Here is a 21,210-nt window from a genome sequence, read left to right on the forward strand (position 1 = left end):
GAAGAACGGAAAGTATCTTTTACCTAAAAGCGTCGCCTAAGGGCCACAGACCCAACAACCTGACCTTCGCTTTGTTCGTCAAATTCTTTGCCCAAATAGGTAAGCCCGTAGAAAACCGAATGGCTCTCGCCCTGCCATTGCACCCCAGCACGTGCCCGCACGCGATTTTGGTTTAGAGTTATTCCGTCCTGAGACGGCAAATATTGCGAGCTTTCTACAAAAGCGATGTCGCCGCCAACAAGAAAGGACACCCCATATGCGCGCTCAAACGTAGCCCGGTAAGGCTGCCCCGTGCCCACGTCCCGCAGCCAAAGATCATTTTGCCCGACTTTGCCAAAAATAAAGTCCGCACCAATCCGCGCGAAATTTTCGTCGCCAATACGGAACTCCGCGAAGGGACGCACGGACTCGGCATCACCAAAGCGGATCTGTTGCGACGCCGCGCCACTAATCGTGGGCATGATTTTATCGCCAATCTGCATGTCCAAAACTTCGTCGCTTACTTTTGGGGCTCCAAGCACGCGGTGTGCTGTACTTTGGAAGCTACCGACCCCTGTTGACGGACCAACGGCCACCAGATCGACGCCGAAATTATAGTCGACGGATTGGCGATCAAAATAGGTGTGCAAACCGAACGTTAGCGTTCCCGCATAGCGCCGATCACGGGCGTTCGGATTGACAATATTTGACGGAGCCAGAATATCGGTGCGAAAACGCCACTCAACCATCGCGCCAATCTCTTCAGGGTAAGCGCCGTCCCATTCTTCAGAGGCACGCATTTTACTGATAACATAAGCTCCAGATCGCCAACGATCCTTCCCATCGCCCAAATAGTCGTTGGTAAAGAGGCGTCCGGTCCCGAAGGTGAATTTCTCACCGGCTTGCGCAACCGAGCATAATGCTATTGCCGCAAGAAAAGTGAGTGTTGAAAAAAGTGTCTGCCGCATTGTATATCCCTTCGCCGCCCCCAGCGTTCCCTTCGGATGTACGCGCCGTCGTTCTTACACGCCAGTAAGTTTTTACGTTTCCTCATGCGGCGCGACCTTCCGGACACAGACAAACGCGCCAATACGCCCCATGCAATTGCGCGCGGGGCGTCGATCTATGTTCTCACTTTGCAGACAAAACAGTGTCGAGTTTTTCTAGAATATTTATCCAACCGCCTTGGTGATTGTCGCGGGTTTCTTCGTCCATAAATCGGATGTGCGTTAGGGTGACGTGCGTTCCACTTTCTACCGGCTTAAAGGTGAGCGTAACGGTGCTATCGTCCACGGATACATGCCCCATCCACGTAAAAACGATGCGCTCATGCGGCGAGATTTCTTTGTAATTGCCCGAATGCGGCAACTCGTTTCCGCCAACCTTCATCACCACTTCAAACGCGCCGCCCACTTTAGGGTCGTTAGAGGCACGCGGCACGGACATTTCCGCCGCGGGATGCATAAATTTGCGCAGCATATCGGGGTTGAGCCACGCGTTAAACACGGCTTCCTGTGGTGCATTAATCTTGCGGTCAACTGTGAGGGAAAGTTCAGTCATCGTCCGTATCTCCTTGCGTAAAAATGTTGTCGAGCGCCTCAAGCCTGAGGTCCCAAATTGAGCGTAACGAAGCAAACCAAGCGTCGATCTCTGAAAGCGGGGCCATCTGAACTTCGATCAAATGCTCTCGCCATTCTGTCCGTCGGCGAACAAGCCCCACACGCTCTAACACTTTGATATGTTTAGAAACTGAATTGAGGCTCATATCAAACTGGCGATGAATGTCCGTGACACGCATCGGGCCATGCTGGGTTAAAAGCGTCAAAATTTCCCGACGTGTGGGATCACTTGCTGCTTTAAGTATCTCGCTCAGGCGATCTGGATTACTTCGTTCAACCATAAGGATGAATAACAGAACACCTCGCCGTCAGTCAACCAAAAAGTTGAATGAATGTTTGCACATTACCCGCCTTAGGAGCTCGAACCCTACTGACACCTCTCACGAGATGTGCTGTGGCAAAGACCTCCGCGCCCGTTTCGACCCGAGACAGCCCCCCTTCGAGCACATGAGTTACGATGTCCGCGGCAGGAACACGGGCGACATTCGACAATACACCTGTCAATCGCAGAGTAAAAAGGGTCCAGATCGCGGCGTAAAACTGGTCCACTGACTTCTCGTTTGTCGTGCGCTTTGGCGCGTGTGCTCCCCATTTAGCTAACGCGTGCCAAAGCGCATGTTGGCCCTTGGGCCGACATTGTTCTGATCTTGATGTGTTTTGGTTATTGGCGGCTCTTACGGCTATGTTTGAGCCGGTAACTCTCGCCATTCATCTCCAGGATATGGACGTGATGGGTCAAACGATCCAGCAAAGCGCCTGTGAGCCGTTCGGAACCAAAGACTTCGGTCCACTCATCGAAAGGCAGGTTCGAGGTGATTATAATTGAGCCGCGTTCGTAGCACTGGGATATCACCTCGAAGAGGAGTTCCGCACCAGATTTGCTGAGGGGCACAAATCCCAATTCATCAATGATCAACAGGTTCTGGCTCGTCAGGTGCTTTTGAAGCCGCTGCAATCTCCGCTCATCCTGCGCTTCAATCAGATCATGGACCAGGGCTGCCGCCGTCGTGAAGCGCACTTTCAGCCCTCTTTGACAGGCCGCCAATCCAAGCCCCAAGGCAATGTGCGTTTTGCCTGTACCTGATGGCCCAAGGGCGATGATGTTTTCTCTGCGATCAATGTAATCACATCGTGCCAACTCCATTGTCAGCGGTTTGTTCAGGCTGGGCATGATCTTGAAGTCAAAGCTATCCAGGCTTTTGGTACTGGGGAACTTTGCCGCTTTGATCCGCCGTTCGATCATCCGGCGCTCGCGATCAATCAACTCCATCTCACACAGCCGTGCCAGGTAATGAATGTGATCCTTATTCTCAGCAGCACAGATCTGCGCTTGCTTTACGTACTCTCCTTGGAACGTCGGCAAGCGCTACTTCTTAAGGTGATGTTGCAGAAGGATTTGGGGAGCCTCTGTCATGCCGTTGCCCCCATCAGGCTCATGTAACTGGACGGGCGTGTCGTTGCTACATTGGCCTTGGGTAAATAGGGGTAGAAGTCCAAATCCAATCGCGGTGGTCGCTTCTCAACTCGGCACAACACAAGGTGTTTTACCGCATCATAGCCAATCGCGCCCAGATCAATGGCATGCTGGATCGCACCCTGCACAACATCCTTCTCAAAGGTTTCCAGCAGGCGCAGGACTTGAACATATTCCCGCTTGCCCGGCTTACCCATTCTGGCTTCGAGCAGTCGGTGCAGGGTGGCGAAGACATCCGGTAGATCCCATCCCTGCAAAGGGGCGGCTTGATCCAAAGCCCCAACCTTCTGCTCAATCAAAGGCAGGAAGTGGAGCGGGTCAAAGATCATGTCCGCTTTGGCGTAAGACCGTTGATGCCGTGCTATCACCTCATTGCCGCAGCCAATAATGACCTCATGCACAAAGCCACGCACGTGGACGTCGTGATGGGCATAGGCCACGGGCACAGAGTAATCATTACTCTTATAGCGCACCATCGAGATTGATGTGGCCCGCGTGCTGACATGGTCGCAAGCTTCATATTCCGAGACAGGCAATCCCATCAGAGCATCAAGATCGGACATCAAACGCTGGCCAATAGTTTGGCTGTGGCCGCGCAATTTGTCGCCCTGACGTGCTAAACACTTCGCTTCCAGATGCGCGTTCAGATCATCAAAGCTGTCATAGCGTGGGGCCGGCACCATGAAGTTGCGGCGTGTATATCCAACCATGCCTTCGACATTGCCCTTGTCGTTCCCCCGCGCAGGCCTGCCGAACTTGTCATCAAACAGATAATGCGATTGCAACTCAGTAAACCGACGTGTGCGGATGCGTGTTCTGTCCCCTAAGATACGGGCTACAGCGATTTTGGTGTTGTCGTAGAGAATGGATTGGGGGATGCCGCCGAAGAACGCAAAGGCTGACACGTGGCCGTCGCAAAACGCTTCTGTCGTCTCCGCAGGGTATCCCTTCACAAACACTGCGTCCGAATGCGGCAGGCTCATCACGAAGAAGTGGATCTTACATTCTACGCCGCCAATCACGCCAAGGGTCTCACCAAAATCAACCTGCGCGTTGCCGGGCCGATGCGACAACGGCACAAACACCTCTTTCGTGCGCCGCTTTTGCTCGCGTACGTAATACGTCACAGTCGTCAAGCTGCCAGTATATCCATGCTCGGCTCTCAGGCGTTCATAGATGCGCTTTGCTGTATGGCGTTGTTTTTTGATCAGGGTTTTATCAGTCCGAAGTATCTCGTCGATGATGCCAACATAATCATCAAGCGTGGGGCGACGTGGCGCTTCTGAACGACGATAACCAGGAGGGAGTTCATGACGTAGCATCTTCGCTATCGTCTTACGGTCCTTGTTGAAATAACGCGCCGCTTCACGAGCAGACATGCCGTCCTTCAAACAAGCACGGCGCACACGACTATAAATATCCACAGAATACATCTCCCGCCCTCCGAATAAACGAAGGACACAAACTGGCGGAATTTTACTCCGCTACAACTGCGATATGTCGAGGCTGTTTCTGTGGCCCAGTATTGCAGTGCGTTTTACACCCAACCTCGTTCGGTTCCCGCCACACTAAAGCCAACACCTCCAAGGCTGGCATCAATTTCACATCTAGGAATATGAGGAAGCTCAGACAATCGCCTGGCCCATACCGACTTTCCAATGCCGGGAGGGCCGATCAAAATTAAAGGTGGGATTTTGATGATATCGCCGGTGGCGGCGTTTTGTCGAAGGGCAGACCAGACCTCATTGGTTGCAGGCGCCATCCAAGGCATCTCCTCGTGCAGCGCTGCGATTCTTTCATCAACCCAGTGCTCGTTTTTTGGTTCAAACAATTTAATTCCTGCAAACAGAGGGCGCAGGCGCTTGATCTCCCCGTCTTTAAGATGCGCAAGGCCGGAAGCCTCCTTACGTCGATCAACAATCCCTTGAACTCGCTGTTTGATGCGACGGTTATCTCTCCAAGTAAGCTCAACGCCATCAGACAGATCGTCGGCAACGTTATCAAAGTCATCCAGTCCGAGATCAATAGAATGCTCATCATCTCCGATGAAATCAGCTGCAAGTCGGGTTTTGCGTAAGTTCATAAGATAGTCTGTTAGGCGTTGGGTGATAGCCTGCCTGTCAGTGTCAGGGTTCGTTGCATGGATTAGTTTGGTGGTTTTCATAGCGGCGTCCTTATCTGGTAAAGAAAAAGACCGGTTTTGTTCGACTGTGATGTTTGAAATGACAAGCGTTCAATGGCCGGCCCAATTTGGGTCAGATCAGTGGGAACCGTATGAGGTGGATATACTGAGTCGTTGTCATGCTCTTAGACAGCGACAACAGAAGGCAAACGTCAATACCCTAAGAACGTTCAGAAAAAGCGCCGGACCACTCGAATTCGACGCTTTAAATTATTATTTAAAATCAATTTGTTAACAAGTCATGGGCGTTAATGACCTAGCAGATGGGCGTCAAAACAGCCAAAATGGGCTATAAAGGGTTGGCATATCAAACATCAAGATTACTGTTTCTCAACTACCCGCACTTGCTGTGGCCACAATCGCTACACGTCATACAGCCTTCCTTCATTTGCAAGCTATATTGCCCGCAGGACGGACAGGCCTTTCCGCGTGGAGCGCCACCAATGGCCACAACATCCGCTTGTGGATCGGATTTAAGCCCCATACCTTCGCCGGCAATGAACCCTGTGATGATAAGGTGACGTTCGATCACGCCGCCGATAGCCGCAAGGATTGAAGGCACATATTTGCCCTCCATCCACGCGCCACCCCGAGGATCAAACACGGCCTTCAACTCTTCGACCACAAAGCTCACATCCCCGCCACGGCGGAACACGGCCGAAATCATCCGTGTAAGGGCAACCGTCCAAGCAAAATGCTCCATATTTTTAGAGTTGATAAACACCTCAAACGGACGACGATGACCACCAATAACAACGTCATTCACCGTGATGTAAATCGCATGCTCGCTGTCAGGCCATTTCAGCTTATATGTATTTCCTTCAAGAGCTTGTGGGCGATCCAATGGCTCCGTTATGTAAACAACGTCCGCGCCTGAATCCACCTCGGGTGCTTTTTCGCTCTCGCTCGATACGGACAAAACGCTGCCCGTTACGTCATTGGGACGATAGGTTGTGCAACCTTTGCAGCCCTGATCCCATGCGGCCATATAGACCTCTTTGAAATCCTCAAAGCTGATATCTTCTGGGCAATTGATGGTCTTGGAAATCGAGCTATCGATCCATTTCTGCGCTGCCGCTTGCATACGAACGTGATCAAGGGGCGCAAGGGTTTGCGCATTCACGAAATAATCGGGAAGTGCTTCGTCACCTTTAATTTGACGCCACATATCCACCGCGTAATCCACGACTTCTTCTTCGGTGCGCGAGCCATCTTTCTGCAGAACTTTACGCGTATAGGCATAGGCAAAGACCGGTTCAATTCCACTTGAAACATTGCCAGCATAGAGCGAAATCGTGCCCGTTGGCGCGATGGATGTCAAAAGCGCGTTGCGAATTCCGTGTTTGCGGATCGCGTCGCGCACGTCGTCATCCATTTGCATCATGTTGCCGGTTGCCAGATACTTTTCGGCATCAAACAATGGGAACGCGCCCTTTTCTTTCGCCAAGTCCACCGAGGCCAGATAGGCCGCGCGCGCAATAGCTTTCATCCAAGCTTCGGTCTGACGCGCGGCTTCCTCGGAACCATACTTCTGGCCAACCATCAAAAGCGCATCTGCAAGGCCTGTTACACCAAGACCAATCCGGCGTTTCGCAGCCGCTTCTTGGGCTTGCGCCTCAAGGGGGAAGCGGCTTTCGTCGACCACATTGTCCATCATACGAACGGCTGTTGCGACCAAATCGGAAAGCAACGCCTCGTCCAATGCCGCGGTCGTCTCAAAAGGATCAGACACCAACCGCGCCATATTGATCGAGCCCAAAAGGCACGCGCCATAGGGCGGCAAAGGTTGTTCGCCACAGGGGTTCGTCGCGGCGATTGTTTCGCAATAGCTAAGGTTATTAGCCTTATTAATCCGGTCGATAAAAATCACACCAGGCTCGGCATAATCATAGGTGCCCTGCATGATTTTATTCCACAAATCACGCGCTTGGATTGTGTGATAAATCGTGTCGTTAAACTTCAATTCCCAGCTGCCGTCTGCTTTCACCGCTTCCATGAAATCATCGGTGATGAGCACGGAAAGGTTAAACATTCGCAGACGCGCACTGTCTTTTTTGGCTGTGATGAAATCTTCGATATCGGGGTGGTCGCACCGCATTGTGGCCATCATCGCGCCGCGGCGGCTGCCTGCCGACATGATCGTGCGACACATGGAATCCCACACATCCATGAACGACAACGGCCCCGATGCATCCGCAGCAACGCCCATAACGCCCGCGCCTCTGGGGCGAATTGTTGAAAAATCATAGCCAATGCCGCCGCCTTGCTGCATCGTCAGCGCGGCCTCTTTAAGCATGTCAAAAATTCCGCCCATGCTGTCGGGAACGGTGCCCATAACAAAACAGTTGAAAAGCGTTACAGCACGCCCTGTACCGGCGCCTGCCGTGATCCGGCCTGCTGGCAAATATTTAAAGTCTTCAAGCGCTTCATAGAATTTGCCTTCCCAATCGGAAGGTGTTTTTTCAACAGACGCAAGCGAACGCGCGATCCGGCGCCAACTATCTTCGACACTTGCATCAATGGCCGTCCCATCCGCGTTTTTGAAGCGATACTTCATGTCCCAAATTTGTTCGGCGATAGGGGCAGAGAAACGGCTCATAAGATAGTCCTGTGTTTGCGTGTGGCAGGGTGATTTTGATAAACTTTAATTGCAAATGGGTCAATTGCAATTAGCCCCCTTCTTGAAGTATGTTGTGGCCTAGGGCAAGAGTAATTTGTCCATATATTGGGGTTCGTTGCAAATATGACCATACATCTAGTAAAGCTGTGCGTCGGCATCGAGTCGTTTGAACACTTGCAATCATTCCGCGAGGCGCGCGCCACCTCCCCAGAATCCCCCTCGCAACATGTAACCCGTATGTGGCCCAAACGCGAACCCGAATTGCTCGAGGGAGGCTCTCTTTATTGGGTCATTAAGGGAGTTATTCAAGCACGCCAACGAATCCACTCGCTTGAGGAAAGAATCGGCGAAGATGGCATACGACGCTGCGCGATCCTGATGGAACCCGCACTTATTCGGACACAGCCTGCGACGCGGCGCGCCTTCCAAGGATGGCGTTACCTAAAACCAGAAGATGCCCCCGCAGACCTCTTTCGCAGCGCGCGCGCCGAAGATGAATTACCTGCCCATTTGGCAGCAGCCCTCGGCGAAATCGGCGTCCTTTAGGGCCAGAATTAATCCGATATTTCGAGCTTATCGAGCAAGTCCCGCAAAATTTTACGACCATCATTGCCCCAATCCGCATTGCGGGAGCGCAGCAGTGTGGCCTGCGATTTATGCACGACACCATCTACCAAAACCTTGAGGTGGTTGGCGCGCAATGTATCCCCAGTGGAGGTAATATCGGCAATCATTTCCGCGGTTTCGTGCTTTACCGTGCCCTCGGTCGCGCCTTGACTGTCCTCGAGTTGATAGTCGGCCACCCCATGATCCCGCAGAAAATCTCGTACCAAACGGTGATACTTTGTCGCGATTCTCAGCCGCATTCCGTGTGTGGAGCGAAACTGTGCCGCCACCGCGTCAAGATCGTCCAGCGTTTCCACATCGACCCAACAGATTGGTACGGCGATAACAAGGTCGGCATGTCCAAAACCCATCAAGGCAAGTTCCGCCACTTGGTTTTCCCAGACGGCCAGTTTTTCGCGAATGAGGTCTGTGCCCGTCACCCCGAGATGTATGCGCCCAGCGGCCAATTCGCGCGGAATTTCACCCGCCGACATCAGCACCAGTTCAACGCCTTCCACACCGTCAATGGCCCCTGCGTATTCTCGCTCCGACCCTGTGCGGCGAAGCGAAATTCCCCGCGCGCCAAACCAGTCGAAGGTTTTTTCCATCAACCGCCCTTTGGAGGGGACACCAATTTTGATCGTCATACCGTGCCCTCCCTTAAGCCCCAAGTGAGGCCTGGTCTGATGACGCCTCCAACCGCGGGAATCGACGCTCCCTGCCCCAAAACACGGGTCAACGCATCATAACGCCCCCCCGTAGCGACAGGGGGTAAATCTGGGCGGCCCGACACATAGAACCCAAAAACGAATCCATCGTAATATTCCATCGTGCTGCGCCCATAAGACGTTTCAAAATCGAGACTATCCACGTCGACACCAAGCGCAGACATCGCGTCCAGTCGTTTGGACAGTTGCTCGACAGCGGGCCCAATAGACGGCAAGTCAATCGCGATATCATGCAAAGCTTCGACAACATTTGGCGCCGTTTCCCTCAGCTTCAAAATTTCTTCCAGAATCTCGACTTCTCCTGCGGAAATCGCGGGAGATTTCGCGTCCTCGTCCAGATATCTTAGGCGTGCTGCGATCTCGGCGGCGCTTCGTTGGCCGACAAAAGTTCCTGCATTCTCGATCATCTGTTCGGCCGACAGTGTGCGTAACTTCTTAAGCATCTTTAGACGGCTCGCGGGCGCGGGTTTACGTCCGCCAAAACGGTCCAGAAGGGCACGAAAACGATGAGGACGCCATATGTGGCGCAGCAAGGCCGCGCGGCGTCGCTCGGTTGTTCCCAACCCTTTGACCGCCGCCATAAGAATCCCAATATCGCCCGTCGCAGCGCGCAGGCCCAAAGGCGAAAGCACCTCTTGGAACAACGCAAAGACTTCGGCATCGGAGGCCGCTGAATCAGCACCATCAAACAACTCGTAGCCAACTTGAAAATACTCATTCGCTCGTGCAGTATCTTCTTCTTGCCGACGAAAAACTTCGCCCGCATAGGCATAGCGCGCAGGGGATGCGCCACTTTTCATATGCATTTGCACAACGGGCACCGTGAAATCAGGACGCAACATTTGCTCGCCGCGCAAGGGGTCGTTGGTCACATAAGCGCGTGCGCGAATGTCCTCACCATAGAGGTCCAAAAGCGTTTCGGCGGGTTGCAGGATATCGGTATCAACGACCTGCGCACCAGCGGCGATAAAAAACGCCTGAAGACGGGCGGCTTCGTCGCGGACTTCAGGTTTCTGAGTCATCGCTCTGCCCCTTTAACATGGCTTGCACTTGTGCGACCAATTCGTCGCGTGGCACTTCGATTTGGCTCGGGCGGGATTTCCATTCCTCAAGCGTCGCATTCTCGGCAATTTTCGCACCCAAAATGAGGTCTTTGATCTGAACAACGCCGGCCACGGCCTCGTCGCCTCCCTGAATAATCGCAATCGGGGAATGGCGATTATCCGCATATTTCAACTGGTTGCCAAAGTTTTTCGGATTGCCCAAATAGACTTCGGCGCGAATGCCCGCTTGGCGCAATTCCGCGACCATTGTTTGGTAATCGGCCATGCGGGCCTTATCCATCACGGTCACAACAACCGGTCCTGCAGTGCGGGTATCGACACGTCCCTTGGCCGTCAAAGCCGCCAACAGGCGGTCGACGCCAATCGAAACTCCCGTTGCTGGAACCTCTTGACCTGTAAATCTCTTCACAAGATCGTCGTAACGACCTCCGCCTGCGACGGAGCCAAACTGGCGCTTATTGCCCTTTTCGTCGAGCACTTCAAAAGTCAATTCGGCCTCATAAACGGGCCCAGTATAGTAGCCCAATCCACGTACAACAGCAGGATCAATCTCAATGCGATCACTCGCATAGCCCTGTGCGGCGAGCAATTCCGCAATCGTTTCAAGTTCGTCGACACCTTCAGCACCAACGGCCGACCCCGCGACCAATTCGCGCAAACGCGCCACGGTTAAGGCGCCTGTTTCGCGCTTGGCCGCCATGAAGCCCATAACCACATCCGCCTGCGCCTCTGTCAGTCCAGCGCCATCGGTGAAGTCGCCACTCGCGTCTTTACGGCCCGCGCCAAGAAGTGCGCGCACGCCCGTTTCGCCTAGACGATCCAACTTATCAATCGCCCGCAAAACAATCCCGCGTTCGGCTTCAAATTTCTCCGGATCAGACGGGTCAAGAACGCCTGCCACTTCCATCACACCGTTCAAAACCTTACGGTTATTCACCCGCACAATATAATCCCCGCGCTCGATTCCGACCTGCTCAAGCGTGTCCGACAACATCGCGCAAATCTCGGCGTCAGCAGCAACACTCGCGGTGCCAACAGTATCCGCATCGCACTGATAAAACTGCCGAAAACGCCCGGGTCCTGGCTTCTCATTGCGCCAAACTGGCCCCATCGCATAGCGGCGATACGGCGTGGGCAAATCATTGCGGTGCTGCGCGAAAACCCGTGCCAAGGGGGCGGTCATATCATAGCGCAGCGCCACCCATCCTGAGTCCTCTTCTTCCCACGCAAAAACCCCCGCATTCGGGCGCTCAACATCAGGAAGGAATTTACCCAAAGCCTCAACTGTCTCAACGGCAGCAGTCTCAAGAGCATCAAATCCGTAACGATGATACACTTCGGCAATCTGATCGAGCATCTGTTTGCGCGCCGTCACTTCGGCACCAAAATAATCGCGGAATCCCTTGGGAGTAATCGCCTTGGGACGCGGTTGTTTTTTCTGCTTGGCCATGTCTTGCCCTCATCGCAATGTTTACGCTTTGGGCTTTATCGCGCGACGCGCTTGGGAGCAAGGTAAAGGCTCTAGAATTCAGCGATCTGTGGTGATATGGCAGGCCTATGAGCGAAAAACGTATCACGCAAATCGAAGAAGAGATGGCCCATTTGACCCGCGCGGTCGAGGACCTGTCCGATATTGTTGCGCGTATGGATACCGAAAACGGCCTTCTGAAGCACCGTGTGCAAATGCTCCTGCAACGCGAAGCGGAACGAGAATCTCAAGGGGGCGGCGGCGCGGTTCTTACGGACCAACGCCCACCTCATTGGTAGAAATCTAGCGTTATTTCACCAAGGTGCTCGCACGGATTTTACCATTGTGAAGCAAAACTTCAGCCCATTCTCCAACACCACCAAACGCTCCATAAAGTGTAACCAAAGCAGTTGATTTCGCGAGCGTATTCATTTTCTTCTCGCCACAGGCCACGCCCTTTCCGACGTTACATTTCTGCCCCTTGATGACTTCATAGGCAATGTCAGTATCCGAATAGGGGACCGATTTCCCTTTCACTTCATAGCGCATAATTTCATGCAATTGTAGGTCGCCAAACATCGCCACAGCAGCGGTAAATTTCCGTGGGCAGTTGTCTGAAAAACCTGTGATGTAAAAATCATGTGGGGCTTTGGTTGAGGGATTAGAATCATAGAGGAAAAGTTTCGAGCCCTTTGCCGGATACCCTTCGATTTTCGTTCCCATCGCCCTTTTAGAAATCCCGCATGCTTTGACAGCCACGCCCAGCGGCGCTGGCCCCGTTGCAATTGTGGCCTCCGCATCATTGGCTTTATTTCCAGATAGGCGCGAAAAGAAGCTCTGTTCATTTGGATCGGCAACTAGGGAGGTTTTCGCGCCGCTTGGCGCTCCTTCAAGTTGGCTGATTGTTGTGATCTCTTGGTCTGGCGCGTCTGATTCTTGCACCGGCGTTGTCGTCGCCTGACAGCCAGCCAAGAAGATGATCATTGCGCAAACGCATGGTTTCGCGAGCATTTTTAACGTCATTCTATCCCCCAAAAGAGGCGCGGAGCTGGTTTCCCCAGCCTTCTTTGCCCTCAATTCACGGTGTTTTTACGTGAATTTTGGTTCACAAAGCAATAACCACGTTTAAAACTCGGCAATTAAACGCCTTCAGGGACCCCGAAGTTTGCCTATGTAAACTCTTCCACAGTCACCACACCGCCCAGCGATTTGAGCGCACTTTTGATCTGCGGGCTTACCGGATATTCTTTGCCCAACTCCATCTCAACCTCCCCTGGAAGGCTCGGATCGAGCAAGCAAAAAGAGATCGGCCCGCGATTGCGATTGGCTTTATCATCAAGCGCGCGCTCCAAAACCGACGCAACCGAAGTTGCCGCTTCCACGGTTTCGATAAACACTTTCAAACCCTTGGAGCCAGCCTCCGCGACGACCCCGTCGATGGGCGTCACGCTGCGGGCGATGGGATCAAACTGACCGTCCTCGAATTTCGCCTCAATGGTCATCACAACGCGGGATGTTTTCTCCAAAACCGCGCGGGTCGCCTCAAAATCTTTGCAAAACATCGCCATGCCCGAGATCTGGCTTGTTGGGTCAGAAATATTCATCCGAAAAAACTGAGTGCCGCGTCCGGATTTTCGTTGCTGGAGACCCGAAACAATCACTCCGACTTTGCAAATTGCCGCGCCTGTTCGCTCGGCTTTCTCCCGCGCTTCATCGAGGGAAATCACGCCTTTGCGCTTAAGCGGTGCCATATAATCATCCAGCGGGTGGCCCGACAGATAAAAGCCAATCGCTTTATTTTCCTCAGACAAACGATCGTCAGAATTCCAGTCTTCGACTCCTGAAAGGCGCGGTTCGGGCAAGTCGTCGCCCGCCTCGCCAAAGAGCGAAACCTGATTTGACGCGCGCTGTTCGTGTATGGCGGCGGAGTAGCCCACCAACACATCAAGGCTTTCAAAAACCCGCCGCCGATTGGGATCAAGTTGATCAAACGCCCCTGCCCGTGCAAGCATTTCAAGAGGGCGTTTCCCGATGCGTTTCATGTCGGCCCGACGTGCGAAATCATAGAGCGTCGCAAATGGCTTGCCACCTGCCCCGTCTGGTCCCGGCTCGCGGGCCTTTACGATCAGCCCCATCGCATCCGCACCGACGTTTTTCAACCCGCCCAGCGCATAGACAACTTTACCCTCGTAAACGGTAAACGTCTCCAACGAACGGTTCACACAGGGCGGGATAATTTCGATATCCAACCCGCGCCGCACCTCTTCGGCATAGACCGAAAGCTTGTCCGTAAGGTGCAAATCACAGTTCATCACACCGGCCATAAATTCGACGGGATGATTGGCTTTTAGCCACGCTGTTTGATAGGACACAACCGCATAGGCCGCTGCATGGGATTTGTTGAACCCGTAGTTCGCGAATTTCTCAAGAAGGTCGAAAACCTCGCTGGCTTTCTTCTTGGCGACGCCGTTCTCGCCCGCGCCTTTTTCGAATTTTGGCCGCTCAGCGTCCATCGCCTCTTTGATCTTTTTACCCATCGCGCGACGCAGCAAATCCGCGCCCCCAAGCGAGTAGCCAGCCATGACCTGCGCGATCTGCATCACCTGTTCCTGATAGACGATAATTCCTTGAGTTTCCTCAAGAATATGGTCAATCAGCGGGTGAACGGATTCAATTTCCTTCAGGCCATTTTTGACCTCACAATAGGTCGGAATATTTTCCATCGGACCGGGCCGATAGAGCGCAACAAGCGCCACGATATCCTCAATACAGTTGGGCTTCATACGCCGAAGCGCATCCATCATGCCCGAGCTCTCAACCTGAAAAACCGCGACCGTTTTCGCGCTGGCATAAAGCTTGTAAGTCAGCTCATCGTCCAAAGGAATTGTGCCGATATCGACGTCAATTCCGCGAAGCTTCAACAAGTTGAGCGCGGACTGAATGACCGTCAGCGTTTTGAGGCCCAAAAAGTCGAATTTCACCAATCCGGCTTGCTCAACCCATTTCATATTAAACTGGGTCGCGGGCATATCTGAACGCGGATCTTGATAGAGCGGAACGAGTTGATCAAGAGGGCGATCCCCGATCACAACACCCGCCGCGTGGGTCGATGCATTGCGCAACAAGCCCTCGACTTGCTGGGCATAATCCAACAATCGCGCAACGACTTCTTCGGTGCGCGCTTCTTCACGCAAACGCGGTTCGTCCTTAAGGGCCTGTGCGATCGAAACCGGTTTAACCCCCTCCACGGGGATCAGTTTTGACAGACGATCGACCTGCCCATAGGGCATCTGCAAAACGCGCCCAATATCGCGGATGGCGGCCTTACTCAGAAGGGCCCCGAAGGTGATGATTTGCCCAACTTTATCGCGGCCATATTTTTGTTGCACATAGCGGATCACCTCTTCGCGGCGGTCCATGCAAAAATCGATATCGAAATCCGGCATCGAGACCCGCTCTGGGTTCAAAAACCTTTCAAAAAGAAGGGAGTAGCGCAGCGGATCAAGGTCGGTAATCGTCAGTGCATAAGCCACCAACGACCCCGCACCAGACCCACGACCCGGCCCCACCGGAATGTCATGTTCCTTGGCCCAGTGGATGAAGTCGGCAACGATCAGGAAATAGCCAGGGAACCCCATGCCCTCAATGATGCCCAACTCAAAATCCAGCCGCTCTTGATAGGCTTCCAAACTCACAGCATGGGGGATAATCGCGAGCCGTGCCTGTAGGCCCTCATTCGCTTGACGGCGCAACTCCACGACCTCATCGTCGGCGAATTTCGGCAAAATCGGATCCCGCAGCGCCGCCTTAAAGGCGCAGCGTTTTGCAATTTCAACGGTATTTTCAATCGCCTCGGGAAGGTCCGCAAACAGGGTGATCATCTCCTGTTGCGACTTAAAATAATGCTGCGGTGTTAGCTTGCGGCGGGGTTGTTGCTGGTCAACATAGGCCCCCTCAGAGATGCAAATAAGCGCATCATGCGCCGCGTACATATCGGATTTAGGAAAATAGACATCATTGGTCGCCACCAGCGGCAAATTTCGCGCATAGGCCATCTCGACAAACCCACGCTCGGTACCTTGTTCGGCCTCTGTTGTTTGGCCGCCCTCTCCGGGATGGCGTTGCAATTCCACATAGAGACGACCGTCGTAAATCTCGGCCAAACGCGCCATGAGCGCCTCGGCTTTTGGCCGCTGTGATGCTTGTAAAAGCTTGCCAACCGCCCCCTCAGCTCCTCCCGTCAAACAAATCAGCCCAGCGCCATATTGCTCCAGTTGATCCAGTGAAACTTGCGGTACTTCGCCATTGCTGTCGATATAAAGACAGCTCGAAAGATGCATCAGGTTTTCGTAACCTGCCTCATTTTGCGCCAACAAGACCACAGGAGCAGGCAGGCGCGGTTTTTCTCCGGGAGCGGCGGGATCATAGGTGATATCCACCTGGCACCCCAGAATCGGCTGGATGCCATAACTGCTCGCGGTGACGGAAAACTCAAGGGCTGCGAACATTGAATTTGTATCGGTCAACGCCACCGCAGGCATGTTGTTTTGCTCGCAAAATCCCGAGAGTTTCTTGACGGGAACCGCCCCCTCAAGGAGCGAATATTCCGAATGCAGGCGAAGGTGAATAAACTGTGGTTCTGACATCCAGCAAAACTATCCTCCTTCCTCAGTAAGGGAAACGTCCAATCGCGCATACCTAGGAAAAAACTCACCAGAAATCGGATTATCGCATAAAACAGATAGCTCTTTCTTCACCCGTTTGTGAAAGATTTCTTGCCAGACACCCCTAAACTACGCTTTGCTACAATAATACTGGGAGCATCTCTGTTTTACGCCACATCGGGCAGGGGTGCAAAAATTCCAATGATGTAAAGAAAGTGGCGGGTTTTCGCATGGGTATCACGTTTCTTCTCAACGGAGAAACTGTGCAGCTACAAGAGGTCGCGGCAACGCAGACATTGCTTGATTGGCTGCGCGAAACGCAACAAATGACAGGCACAAAGGAGGGCTGCAACGAAGGCGATTGCGGCGCGTGTTCCGTTATGATCACGGATGACAAAGGTGTCCGTGCCCAAAACGCGTGCATTCTCTTTATGCCCCAACTCAACGGTAAAGCCGTGCGCACCGTCGAGGGGATTTCCGCCCCCGACGGTGCCTTGCATCCTGTTCAATCCGCCATGGTCGAGCATCACGGCAGCCAATGCGGCTTTTGCACCCCCGGATTTGTGGTTTCCCTTGCAACGGCCCATGTCAACGGCACCACAACCCATGACGAAACGCTGGCGGGCAACCTATGTCGCTGCACCGGCTATGCGCCGATCATTCGCGCTGCCGAAGCATCGCAATCCGCGCCCATCCCGCCCCATATGATTGAAACGCCCCCCGCCCCCACAACCACCCATTCGGGCGCAAACTGGGTGCAACCCACCTCCAGCGATGATCTTGCGCAATGGTATTTGAAGAATCCCGATGCCACCCTTGTGGGCGGTGCAACGGATATCGGTCTTTGGGTGACAAAACACCTCAAGACACCCGAAAAAATTGCTTTCCTCGGTCAAGTTAAAGACCTTCAAGTTGGCGAAGAATCCCCCAGCCACCTCCACTTTGGTGCGGGCGTAACGATCACCGATTTCGCCACAACCATCCGGCCGCATTTTGCACTTTTCGCCCGCATGCTCGCGCGTTATGGCTCAACGCAGGTCCGCAATGCCGCAACCATCGGCGGCAATATCGCCAATGGTTCGCCCATTGGCGACGGCCCTCCCGCACTAATCGCACTTGGTGCAAGTCTCCACCTGCGGCGCGGCGATGAAATCCGCAACATCCCGCTTGAGGACTTCTTTATCGACTATGGCAAACAGGATCGCCAAGAGGGTGAATTTGTCATCGGTATTTCGATCCCCAAACAGCCAGACACCCTTCGCTGCTACAAGCTGTCCAAGCGGTTTGATCAGGATATTTCCGCCGTTTTGGGCTGCTTCAACATCATACAAGACGGGACCACAATCACCGAAGCACGCATCGCCTTTGGCGGTATGGCAGGCACCCCCAAGCGGGCGAGTTCCGTGGAAGCCGCGCTTATCGGCCAGCCTTGGACCCGCGCCACGATAGACACTGCAATGAAAGCTTTCGCCCAAGATTTCACCCCAATGTCGGATGCCCGTGCAAGTGCGGCCTACCGTCTGGAAACCGCGCGAAACATGCTCCTGCGGGCTTTCCTTGAGGGCTCAGGCCAAGCCGTAGATCTACACGAGGTGACCGCATGAGCGCCCACACCCCCCTTCCCCACGACGCCGCAACCTTGCACGTAACAGGGGCCGCGCGTTACGTGGACGATATCCCAACACCCGTTGGAACCCTCCACCTTGCCTTCGGCCTTTCCACGATTGCTTGCGGAAAAATCACATCCATCGACCTCACCGCAGTGCGGACTGCCGAAGGCGTCACAGACGTCCTTGTGGCTGGGGATCTCCCGTTCACAAACGATGTCTCGCCCTCCATCCACGACGAGCCTTTGCTGGCCATCGGCAAAGTACATTACGTTGGGCAACCGATTTTCCTCGTGGTTGCCAAAACCCACCTACTGGCCCGCAAGGCGGCCCGCTTGGCCGACATCACCTATGCACAAACCGACGCCCTACTCACCATCGACCAAGCCTTAAACGCGGACAGCCGCTTTGAGGAAGGCCCCCGCATTTATACCAACGGTAACCCACTTGATGCCCTCAAGTCCGCGCGTCACCGAGTGACCGGAACCATTGAGATGGGCGGCCAAGAGCATTTCTATCTCGAAGGCCAAGCCGCCCTTGCCCAGCCCCAAGACAACGGCGATATGGTGGTGAATTCCAGCACCCAACATCCAACCGAAATTCAACACAAAGTTGCCGAAGCTCTCGGCATGCCCATGCACAGTGTGCGCGTTGAAATTCGGCGTATGGGTGGCGGGTTTGGCGGCAAAGAGAGCCAAGGAAACGCGCTCGCTGTGGCCTGTGCCATTGCCGGTCAACGTTCTGGTCGGCCCTGCAAAATGCGCTATGATCGCGACGATGACATGATCATCACTGGAAAACGTCACGATTTCCGCATTTCCTATACCGTCGGATTTTCCGATAGCGGCAAAATCGACGCCGTTGATTTCCTGCATCTGTGCCGCTGTGGCTGGGCCCAAGACCTCAGTTTACCCGTCGCTGACCGCGCTATGCTCCATGCCGACAACGCCTATTTCCTGCCGAATGTGCGTATTGAGAGTCACCGCCTGCGCACCAACACCCAATCCGCAACCGCCTATCGCGGCTTTGGCGGACCACAAGGGGTTTTGGGCATCGAACGCGTGCTCGACCACATCGCCTACAGCCTCGGCAAAGACCCCCTCGAGGTGCGGCGCGTGAACTTTTATCGCGATGCGCCCCAAGATGGAGTCGCTAAACCCACGGGCCAAGAAACGCCCTATCGCCAAAAAGTCATCGATTGTGTGATCAACCAACTTGTCGATGACCTTGCAGAATCGTCCGACTACAAGGCCCGTCGCGCCGCAGTTGACGCGTGGAATGCTCAAAACGATATCCTCAAAAAGGGTCTCGCCCTCACGCCTGTAAAATTCGGCATTAGCTTCACCCTGACCCACCTAAACCAAGCGGGTGCCTTGGTGCATATCTATCAGGATGGTTCTGTTGCGCTCAATCATGGTGGCACAGAAATGGGCCAAGGCCTGTTTCAGAAAGTCGCCCAAGTTGCCGCGCAAGCGTTGGGCATCCCCATGAAACGCATCCGTATCACCGCAACCGACACCGCCAAAGTGCCCAACACATCGGCCACCGCCGCAAGCTCGGGCACCGATCTGAATGGCATGGCCGTCTATGCGGCGTGTCGTGAATTGCGCAGCCGTTTGGCGGAATTTTTGACGCCCGATGGCACTGGTGTCACCTTTAGTGAGGATAAAGTCTGGCACAACGGTACTGCCCGCGATTGGTGTGATGTTGTAAAATCCGCCTATGAAAACCGCATCAGCCTCTCGGCCACGGGCTTTTATAAAACCCCCGAAATCAAGTGGGACCGTATCGCCGGCAAAGGCCGCCCCTTCTACTATTTCGCCTATGGCGCCGCCGTTTCCGAAGTTGTCGTTGACCGTCTGACTGGTGAAAACCGCATCCTGCGCACCGACATCCTGCATGACGCGGGCAGTTCGATCAATCCGGCGATTGATATCGGCCAAATTGAGGGCGGCTTTGTGCAAGGTGCAGGCTGGCTCACTACCGAAGAATTGGTTTGGAACGACCAAGGCCGTTTGCTGACGCATGCGCCTTCGACCTATAAAATTCCCGCCTGTTCGGACCGTCCAGATATCCTCAATGTTGCCTTATTCGATCGACCCAATCCCATCGAAACGATCTCGCGCTCCAAGGCCGTGGGCGAACCGCCGTTCATGCACGGTATTTCGGTTATGATGGCCCTTTCCGATGCCATCGCAGCCTGTGGCGCGACCTATCCGTCGCTGAATGCGCCCGCCACGGCGGAAGGCATTTTGGCCGCGATCAATCGGGTAAGAGTATGAGTTTCGACCTCGAAACGCTTACCCAGCTGTGCCACTCCCACGGGCCTGTTGCCCGTGTGGTTGTTGTCGATGTGAAAGGCTCCGCGCCGCGCGAAGCGGGGGCCGAAGTCTTTGTTTGGCAAGACGATCAACTCGGCAGCATTGGTGGCGGTGCGCTTGAATTCCAAGCGGTCAACGATGCTCGCGCAGCCCTCCTCCACCAGCCCCGCCCCACTGTGCGCCGCATTCCCCTTGGCCCCGATCTGGGTCAATGTTGCGGCGGCTCCGTGACCCTCGTGACCGAGGTTTTCAAAACGGAAACCCTACCCCAAGGCCGCCAATTCGCCCGCCCCATCGCCGACCAAGCCGCCACAACACAGCCCGCAAAAACGGGCCTAAGCGAAGGCTGGCTGGTTGAAGATGTCAGCCCGTCCAAAACGCCCGTCTGGATTTGGGGCGCAGGCCACGTTGGGCGCGCCCTTGCGGCAACCCTCGCGCCTTTACCCCAGTTCGCAGTCACCCTGATCGACACCACCCAAAACCGCTTTCCAAACCCCATTCCAAATGTCGCGCCCCTCATGGCTGCCGACTTGCCAACGCTTGTGCCCTACGCCCCTGCGACCGCACGCCACTTGGTCATGACCTATGATCACGCGATTGATCTCGCCCTCTGCGCCGCCCTCCTAAAGGTCCCGCATCGGGACATCGGCCTGATTGGTTCAGCCACGAAATGGGCCCGCTTCAAGCGTCGCCTTTCAAGGTTCGGATTTGAAACTGCACAAATAAACGGCATTGCCTGCCCAATAGGTGATCCAAGCACTGGCAAACATCCACAGGCCATTGCCGTATCGGTTGCCGCCGCGCTATTGCTGGATGGTCAAAGCAAAAAACACGTCCCAGATTCACAAAAAGGGGCGGCATGACAATGGGGAAGATGA

Annotated in this window: 17 protein-coding genes; 5 read left to right on the plus strand and 12 right to left on the minus strand. The window is 54.1% G+C overall.

Annotated features, from left to right (window positions below):
• Nucleotides 1-23: 23 nt before the first annotated feature.
• The 7 genes from AB9F27_RS07645 to AB9F27_RS07675 all read right to left on the minus strand — a co-directional run bounded on the left by AB9F27_RS07645 (nt 24) and on the right by AB9F27_RS07675 (nt 7,853).
• Nucleotides 24-947, minus strand: coding sequence for a lipid A-modifier LpxR family protein (locus AB9F27_RS07645; protein WP_335585602.1), 924 nt, complete (start codon nt 945-947; stop codon nt 24-26).
• A 163-nt stretch (nt 948-1,110) separates the two neighbouring features.
• Entirely contained in the window at nt 1,111-1,539 is a 429-nt protein-coding gene (locus AB9F27_RS07650) for an SRPBCC domain-containing protein (protein ID WP_335585603.1), read from the minus strand.
• Nucleotides 1,532-1,879 carry a metalloregulator ArsR/SmtB family transcription factor gene (locus AB9F27_RS07655; RefSeq protein WP_335585604.1) on the minus strand — a complete coding sequence of 116 codons (348 nt, stop codon included), beginning with the start codon at nt 1,877-1,879 and terminating at the stop codon, nt 1,532-1,534. Before AB9F27_RS07655 ends, AB9F27_RS07650 begins: the two co-directional genes overlap by 8 nt.
• 380 nt (nt 1,880-2,259) lie before the next feature.
• Complete coding sequence (gene istB, locus AB9F27_RS07660) at nt 2,260-2,961, minus strand: IS21-like element helper ATPase IstB (protein ID WP_369757635.1); 702 nt, start codon at nt 2,959-2,961, stop codon at nt 2,260-2,262.
• Between the two features lie 47 nt (nt 2,962-3,008).
• A complete protein-coding gene (gene istA, locus AB9F27_RS07665; protein ID WP_369757636.1) occupies nt 3,009-4,505 on the minus strand; it encodes an IS21 family transposase in 1,497 nt (498 codons plus the stop codon).
• Nucleotides 4,506-4,609: 104 nt separating this feature from the next.
• Nucleotides 4,610-5,236, minus strand: a complete 627-nt coding sequence (locus AB9F27_RS07670) for a hypothetical protein (RefSeq protein WP_369757637.1) — start codon at nt 5,234-5,236, stop codon at nt 4,610-4,612.
• 352 nt (nt 5,237-5,588) lie between these two features.
• The gene (locus AB9F27_RS07675) at nt 5,589-7,853 is read right to left on the minus strand and encodes an adenosylcobalamin-dependent ribonucleoside-diphosphate reductase (protein WP_335585606.1); all 2,265 of its coding nucleotides are present in this window, start codon (nt 7,851-7,853) and stop codon (nt 5,589-5,591) included.
• Nucleotides 7,854-7,997: 144 nt separating this feature from the next.
• On the opposite strand from AB9F27_RS07675, the gene AB9F27_RS07680 reads away from it, so the two are divergent.
• Nucleotides 7,998-8,420, plus strand: a complete 423-nt coding sequence (locus tag AB9F27_RS07680; protein WP_335585607.1) for a DUF1489 domain-containing protein — start codon at nt 7,998-8,000, stop codon at nt 8,418-8,420.
• A gap of 8 nt (nt 8,421-8,428) precedes the next feature.
• On the opposite strand, the gene hisG is transcribed toward AB9F27_RS07680, so the two are convergent.
• The 3 genes from hisG to hisS are packed head-to-tail and all read right to left on the minus strand — an operon-like array spanning nt 8,429 to nt 11,722.
• A complete protein-coding gene (gene hisG, locus AB9F27_RS07685) occupies nt 8,429-9,127 on the minus strand; it encodes an ATP phosphoribosyltransferase (RefSeq protein WP_335585608.1) in 699 nt (232 codons plus the stop codon).
• On the minus strand, nt 9,124-10,230 hold the full coding sequence (locus AB9F27_RS07690; protein WP_335585609.1) for an ATP phosphoribosyltransferase regulatory subunit: 1,107 nt from the start codon (nt 10,228-10,230) through the stop codon (nt 9,124-9,126). Before AB9F27_RS07690 ends, hisG begins: the two co-directional genes overlap by 4 nt.
• A complete protein-coding gene (hisS, locus tag AB9F27_RS07695; protein WP_039004422.1) occupies nt 10,214-11,722 on the minus strand; it encodes a histidine--tRNA ligase in 1,509 nt (502 codons plus the stop codon). Before hisS ends, AB9F27_RS07690 begins: the two co-directional genes overlap by 17 nt.
• Nucleotides 11,723-11,829: 107 nt before the next feature.
• Between hisS and AB9F27_RS07700 the strand changes: the two genes are divergently transcribed.
• Nucleotides 11,830-12,039, plus strand: a complete 210-nt coding sequence (locus AB9F27_RS07700) for a SlyX family protein (protein ID WP_335585610.1) — start codon at nt 11,830-11,832, stop codon at nt 12,037-12,039.
• Nucleotides 12,040-12,049: 10 nt separating this feature from the next.
• Here the strand turns inward: AB9F27_RS07700 and AB9F27_RS07705 are convergent, their stop codons facing one another.
• Nucleotides 12,050-12,763, minus strand: a complete 714-nt coding sequence (locus tag AB9F27_RS07705; RefSeq protein ID WP_335585611.1) for a hypothetical protein — start codon at nt 12,761-12,763, stop codon at nt 12,050-12,052.
• Between the two features lie 146 nt (nt 12,764-12,909).
• Complete coding sequence (gene dnaE, locus AB9F27_RS07710) at nt 12,910-16,386, minus strand: DNA polymerase III subunit alpha (protein ID WP_335585612.1); 3,477 nt, start codon at nt 16,384-16,386, stop codon at nt 12,910-12,912.
• A 248-nt stretch (nt 16,387-16,634) separates the two neighbouring features.
• Between dnaE and xdhA the strand changes: the two genes are divergently transcribed.
• The 3 genes from xdhA to xdhC are packed head-to-tail and all read left to right on the plus strand — an operon-like array spanning nt 16,635 to nt 21,195.
• Entirely contained in the window at nt 16,635-18,008 is a 1,374-nt protein-coding gene (gene xdhA, locus AB9F27_RS07715; protein ID WP_335585613.1) for a xanthine dehydrogenase small subunit, read from the plus strand.
• Complete coding sequence (gene xdhB / locus AB9F27_RS07720; protein ID WP_335585614.1) at nt 18,005-20,293, plus strand: xanthine dehydrogenase molybdopterin binding subunit; 2,289 nt, start codon at nt 18,005-18,007, stop codon at nt 20,291-20,293. The genes xdhA and xdhB overlap by 4 nt, the downstream gene beginning before the upstream one ends.
• On the plus strand, nt 20,290-21,195 hold the full coding sequence (gene xdhC / locus AB9F27_RS07725) for a xanthine dehydrogenase accessory protein XdhC (RefSeq protein ID WP_335585615.1): 906 nt from the start codon (nt 20,290-20,292) through the stop codon (nt 21,193-21,195). Before xdhB ends, xdhC begins: the two co-directional genes overlap by 4 nt.
• Nucleotides 21,196-21,210: the final 15 nt, after the last annotated feature.

It is taken from the genome of Falsihalocynthiibacter sp. CO-5D18, from assembly GCF_041205445.1.
GTDB classification, from domain to species: Bacteria; Pseudomonadota; Alphaproteobacteria; order Rhodobacterales; family Rhodobacteraceae; genus Falsihalocynthiibacter; species Falsihalocynthiibacter arcticus.

Bases quoted from the DNA above. Each gene is read 5' to 3' on its own strand.
- AB9F27_RS07645 (WP_335585602.1), bottom strand. From the start codon at position 947: ATGCGGCAGACACTTTTTTCAACACTCACTTTTCTTGCGGCAATAGCA.
- AB9F27_RS07650 (WP_335585603.1), bottom strand. From the start codon at position 1,539: ATGACTGAACTTTCCCTCACAGTTGACCGCAAGATTAATGCACCACAG.
- AB9F27_RS07655 (WP_335585604.1), bottom strand. From the start codon at position 1,879: ATGGTTGAACGAAGTAATCCAGATCGCCTGAGCGAGATACTTAAAGCA.
- istA (WP_369757636.1), bottom strand. From the start codon at position 4,505: ATGTATTCTGTGGATATTTATAGTCGTGTGCGCCGTGCTTGTTTGAAG.
- AB9F27_RS07670 (WP_369757637.1), bottom strand. From the start codon at position 5,236: ATGAAAACCACCAAACTAATCCATGCAACGAACCCTGACACTGACAGG.
- AB9F27_RS07675 (WP_335585606.1), bottom strand. From the start codon at position 7,853: ATGAGCCGTTTCTCTGCCCCTATCGCCGAACAAATTTGGGACATGAAG.
- AB9F27_RS07680 (WP_335585607.1), top strand. From the start codon at position 7,998: ATGACCATACATCTAGTAAAGCTGTGCGTCGGCATCGAGTCGTTTGAA.
- hisG (WP_335585608.1), bottom strand. From the start codon at position 9,127: ATGACGATCAAAATTGGTGTCCCCTCCAAAGGGCGGTTGATGGAAAAA.
- AB9F27_RS07690 (WP_335585609.1), bottom strand. From the start codon at position 10,230: ATGACTCAGAAACCTGAAGTCCGCGACGAAGCCGCCCGTCTTCAGGCG.
- hisS (WP_039004422.1), bottom strand. From the start codon at position 11,722: ATGGCCAAGCAGAAAAAACAACCGCGTCCCAAGGCGATTACTCCCAAG.
- AB9F27_RS07700 (WP_335585610.1), top strand. From the start codon at position 11,830: ATGAGCGAAAAACGTATCACGCAAATCGAAGAAGAGATGGCCCATTTG.
- AB9F27_RS07705 (WP_335585611.1), bottom strand. From the start codon at position 12,763: ATGACGTTAAAAATGCTCGCGAAACCATGCGTTTGCGCAATGATCATC.
- dnaE (WP_335585612.1), bottom strand. From the start codon at position 16,386: ATGTCAGAACCACAGTTTATTCACCTTCGCCTGCATTCGGAATATTCG.
- xdhA (WP_335585613.1), top strand. From the start codon at position 16,635: ATGGGTATCACGTTTCTTCTCAACGGAGAAACTGTGCAGCTACAAGAG.
- xdhB (WP_335585614.1), top strand. From the start codon at position 18,005: ATGAGCGCCCACACCCCCCTTCCCCACGACGCCGCAACCTTGCACGTA.
- xdhC (WP_335585615.1), top strand. From the start codon at position 20,290: ATGAGTTTCGACCTCGAAACGCTTACCCAGCTGTGCCACTCCCACGGG.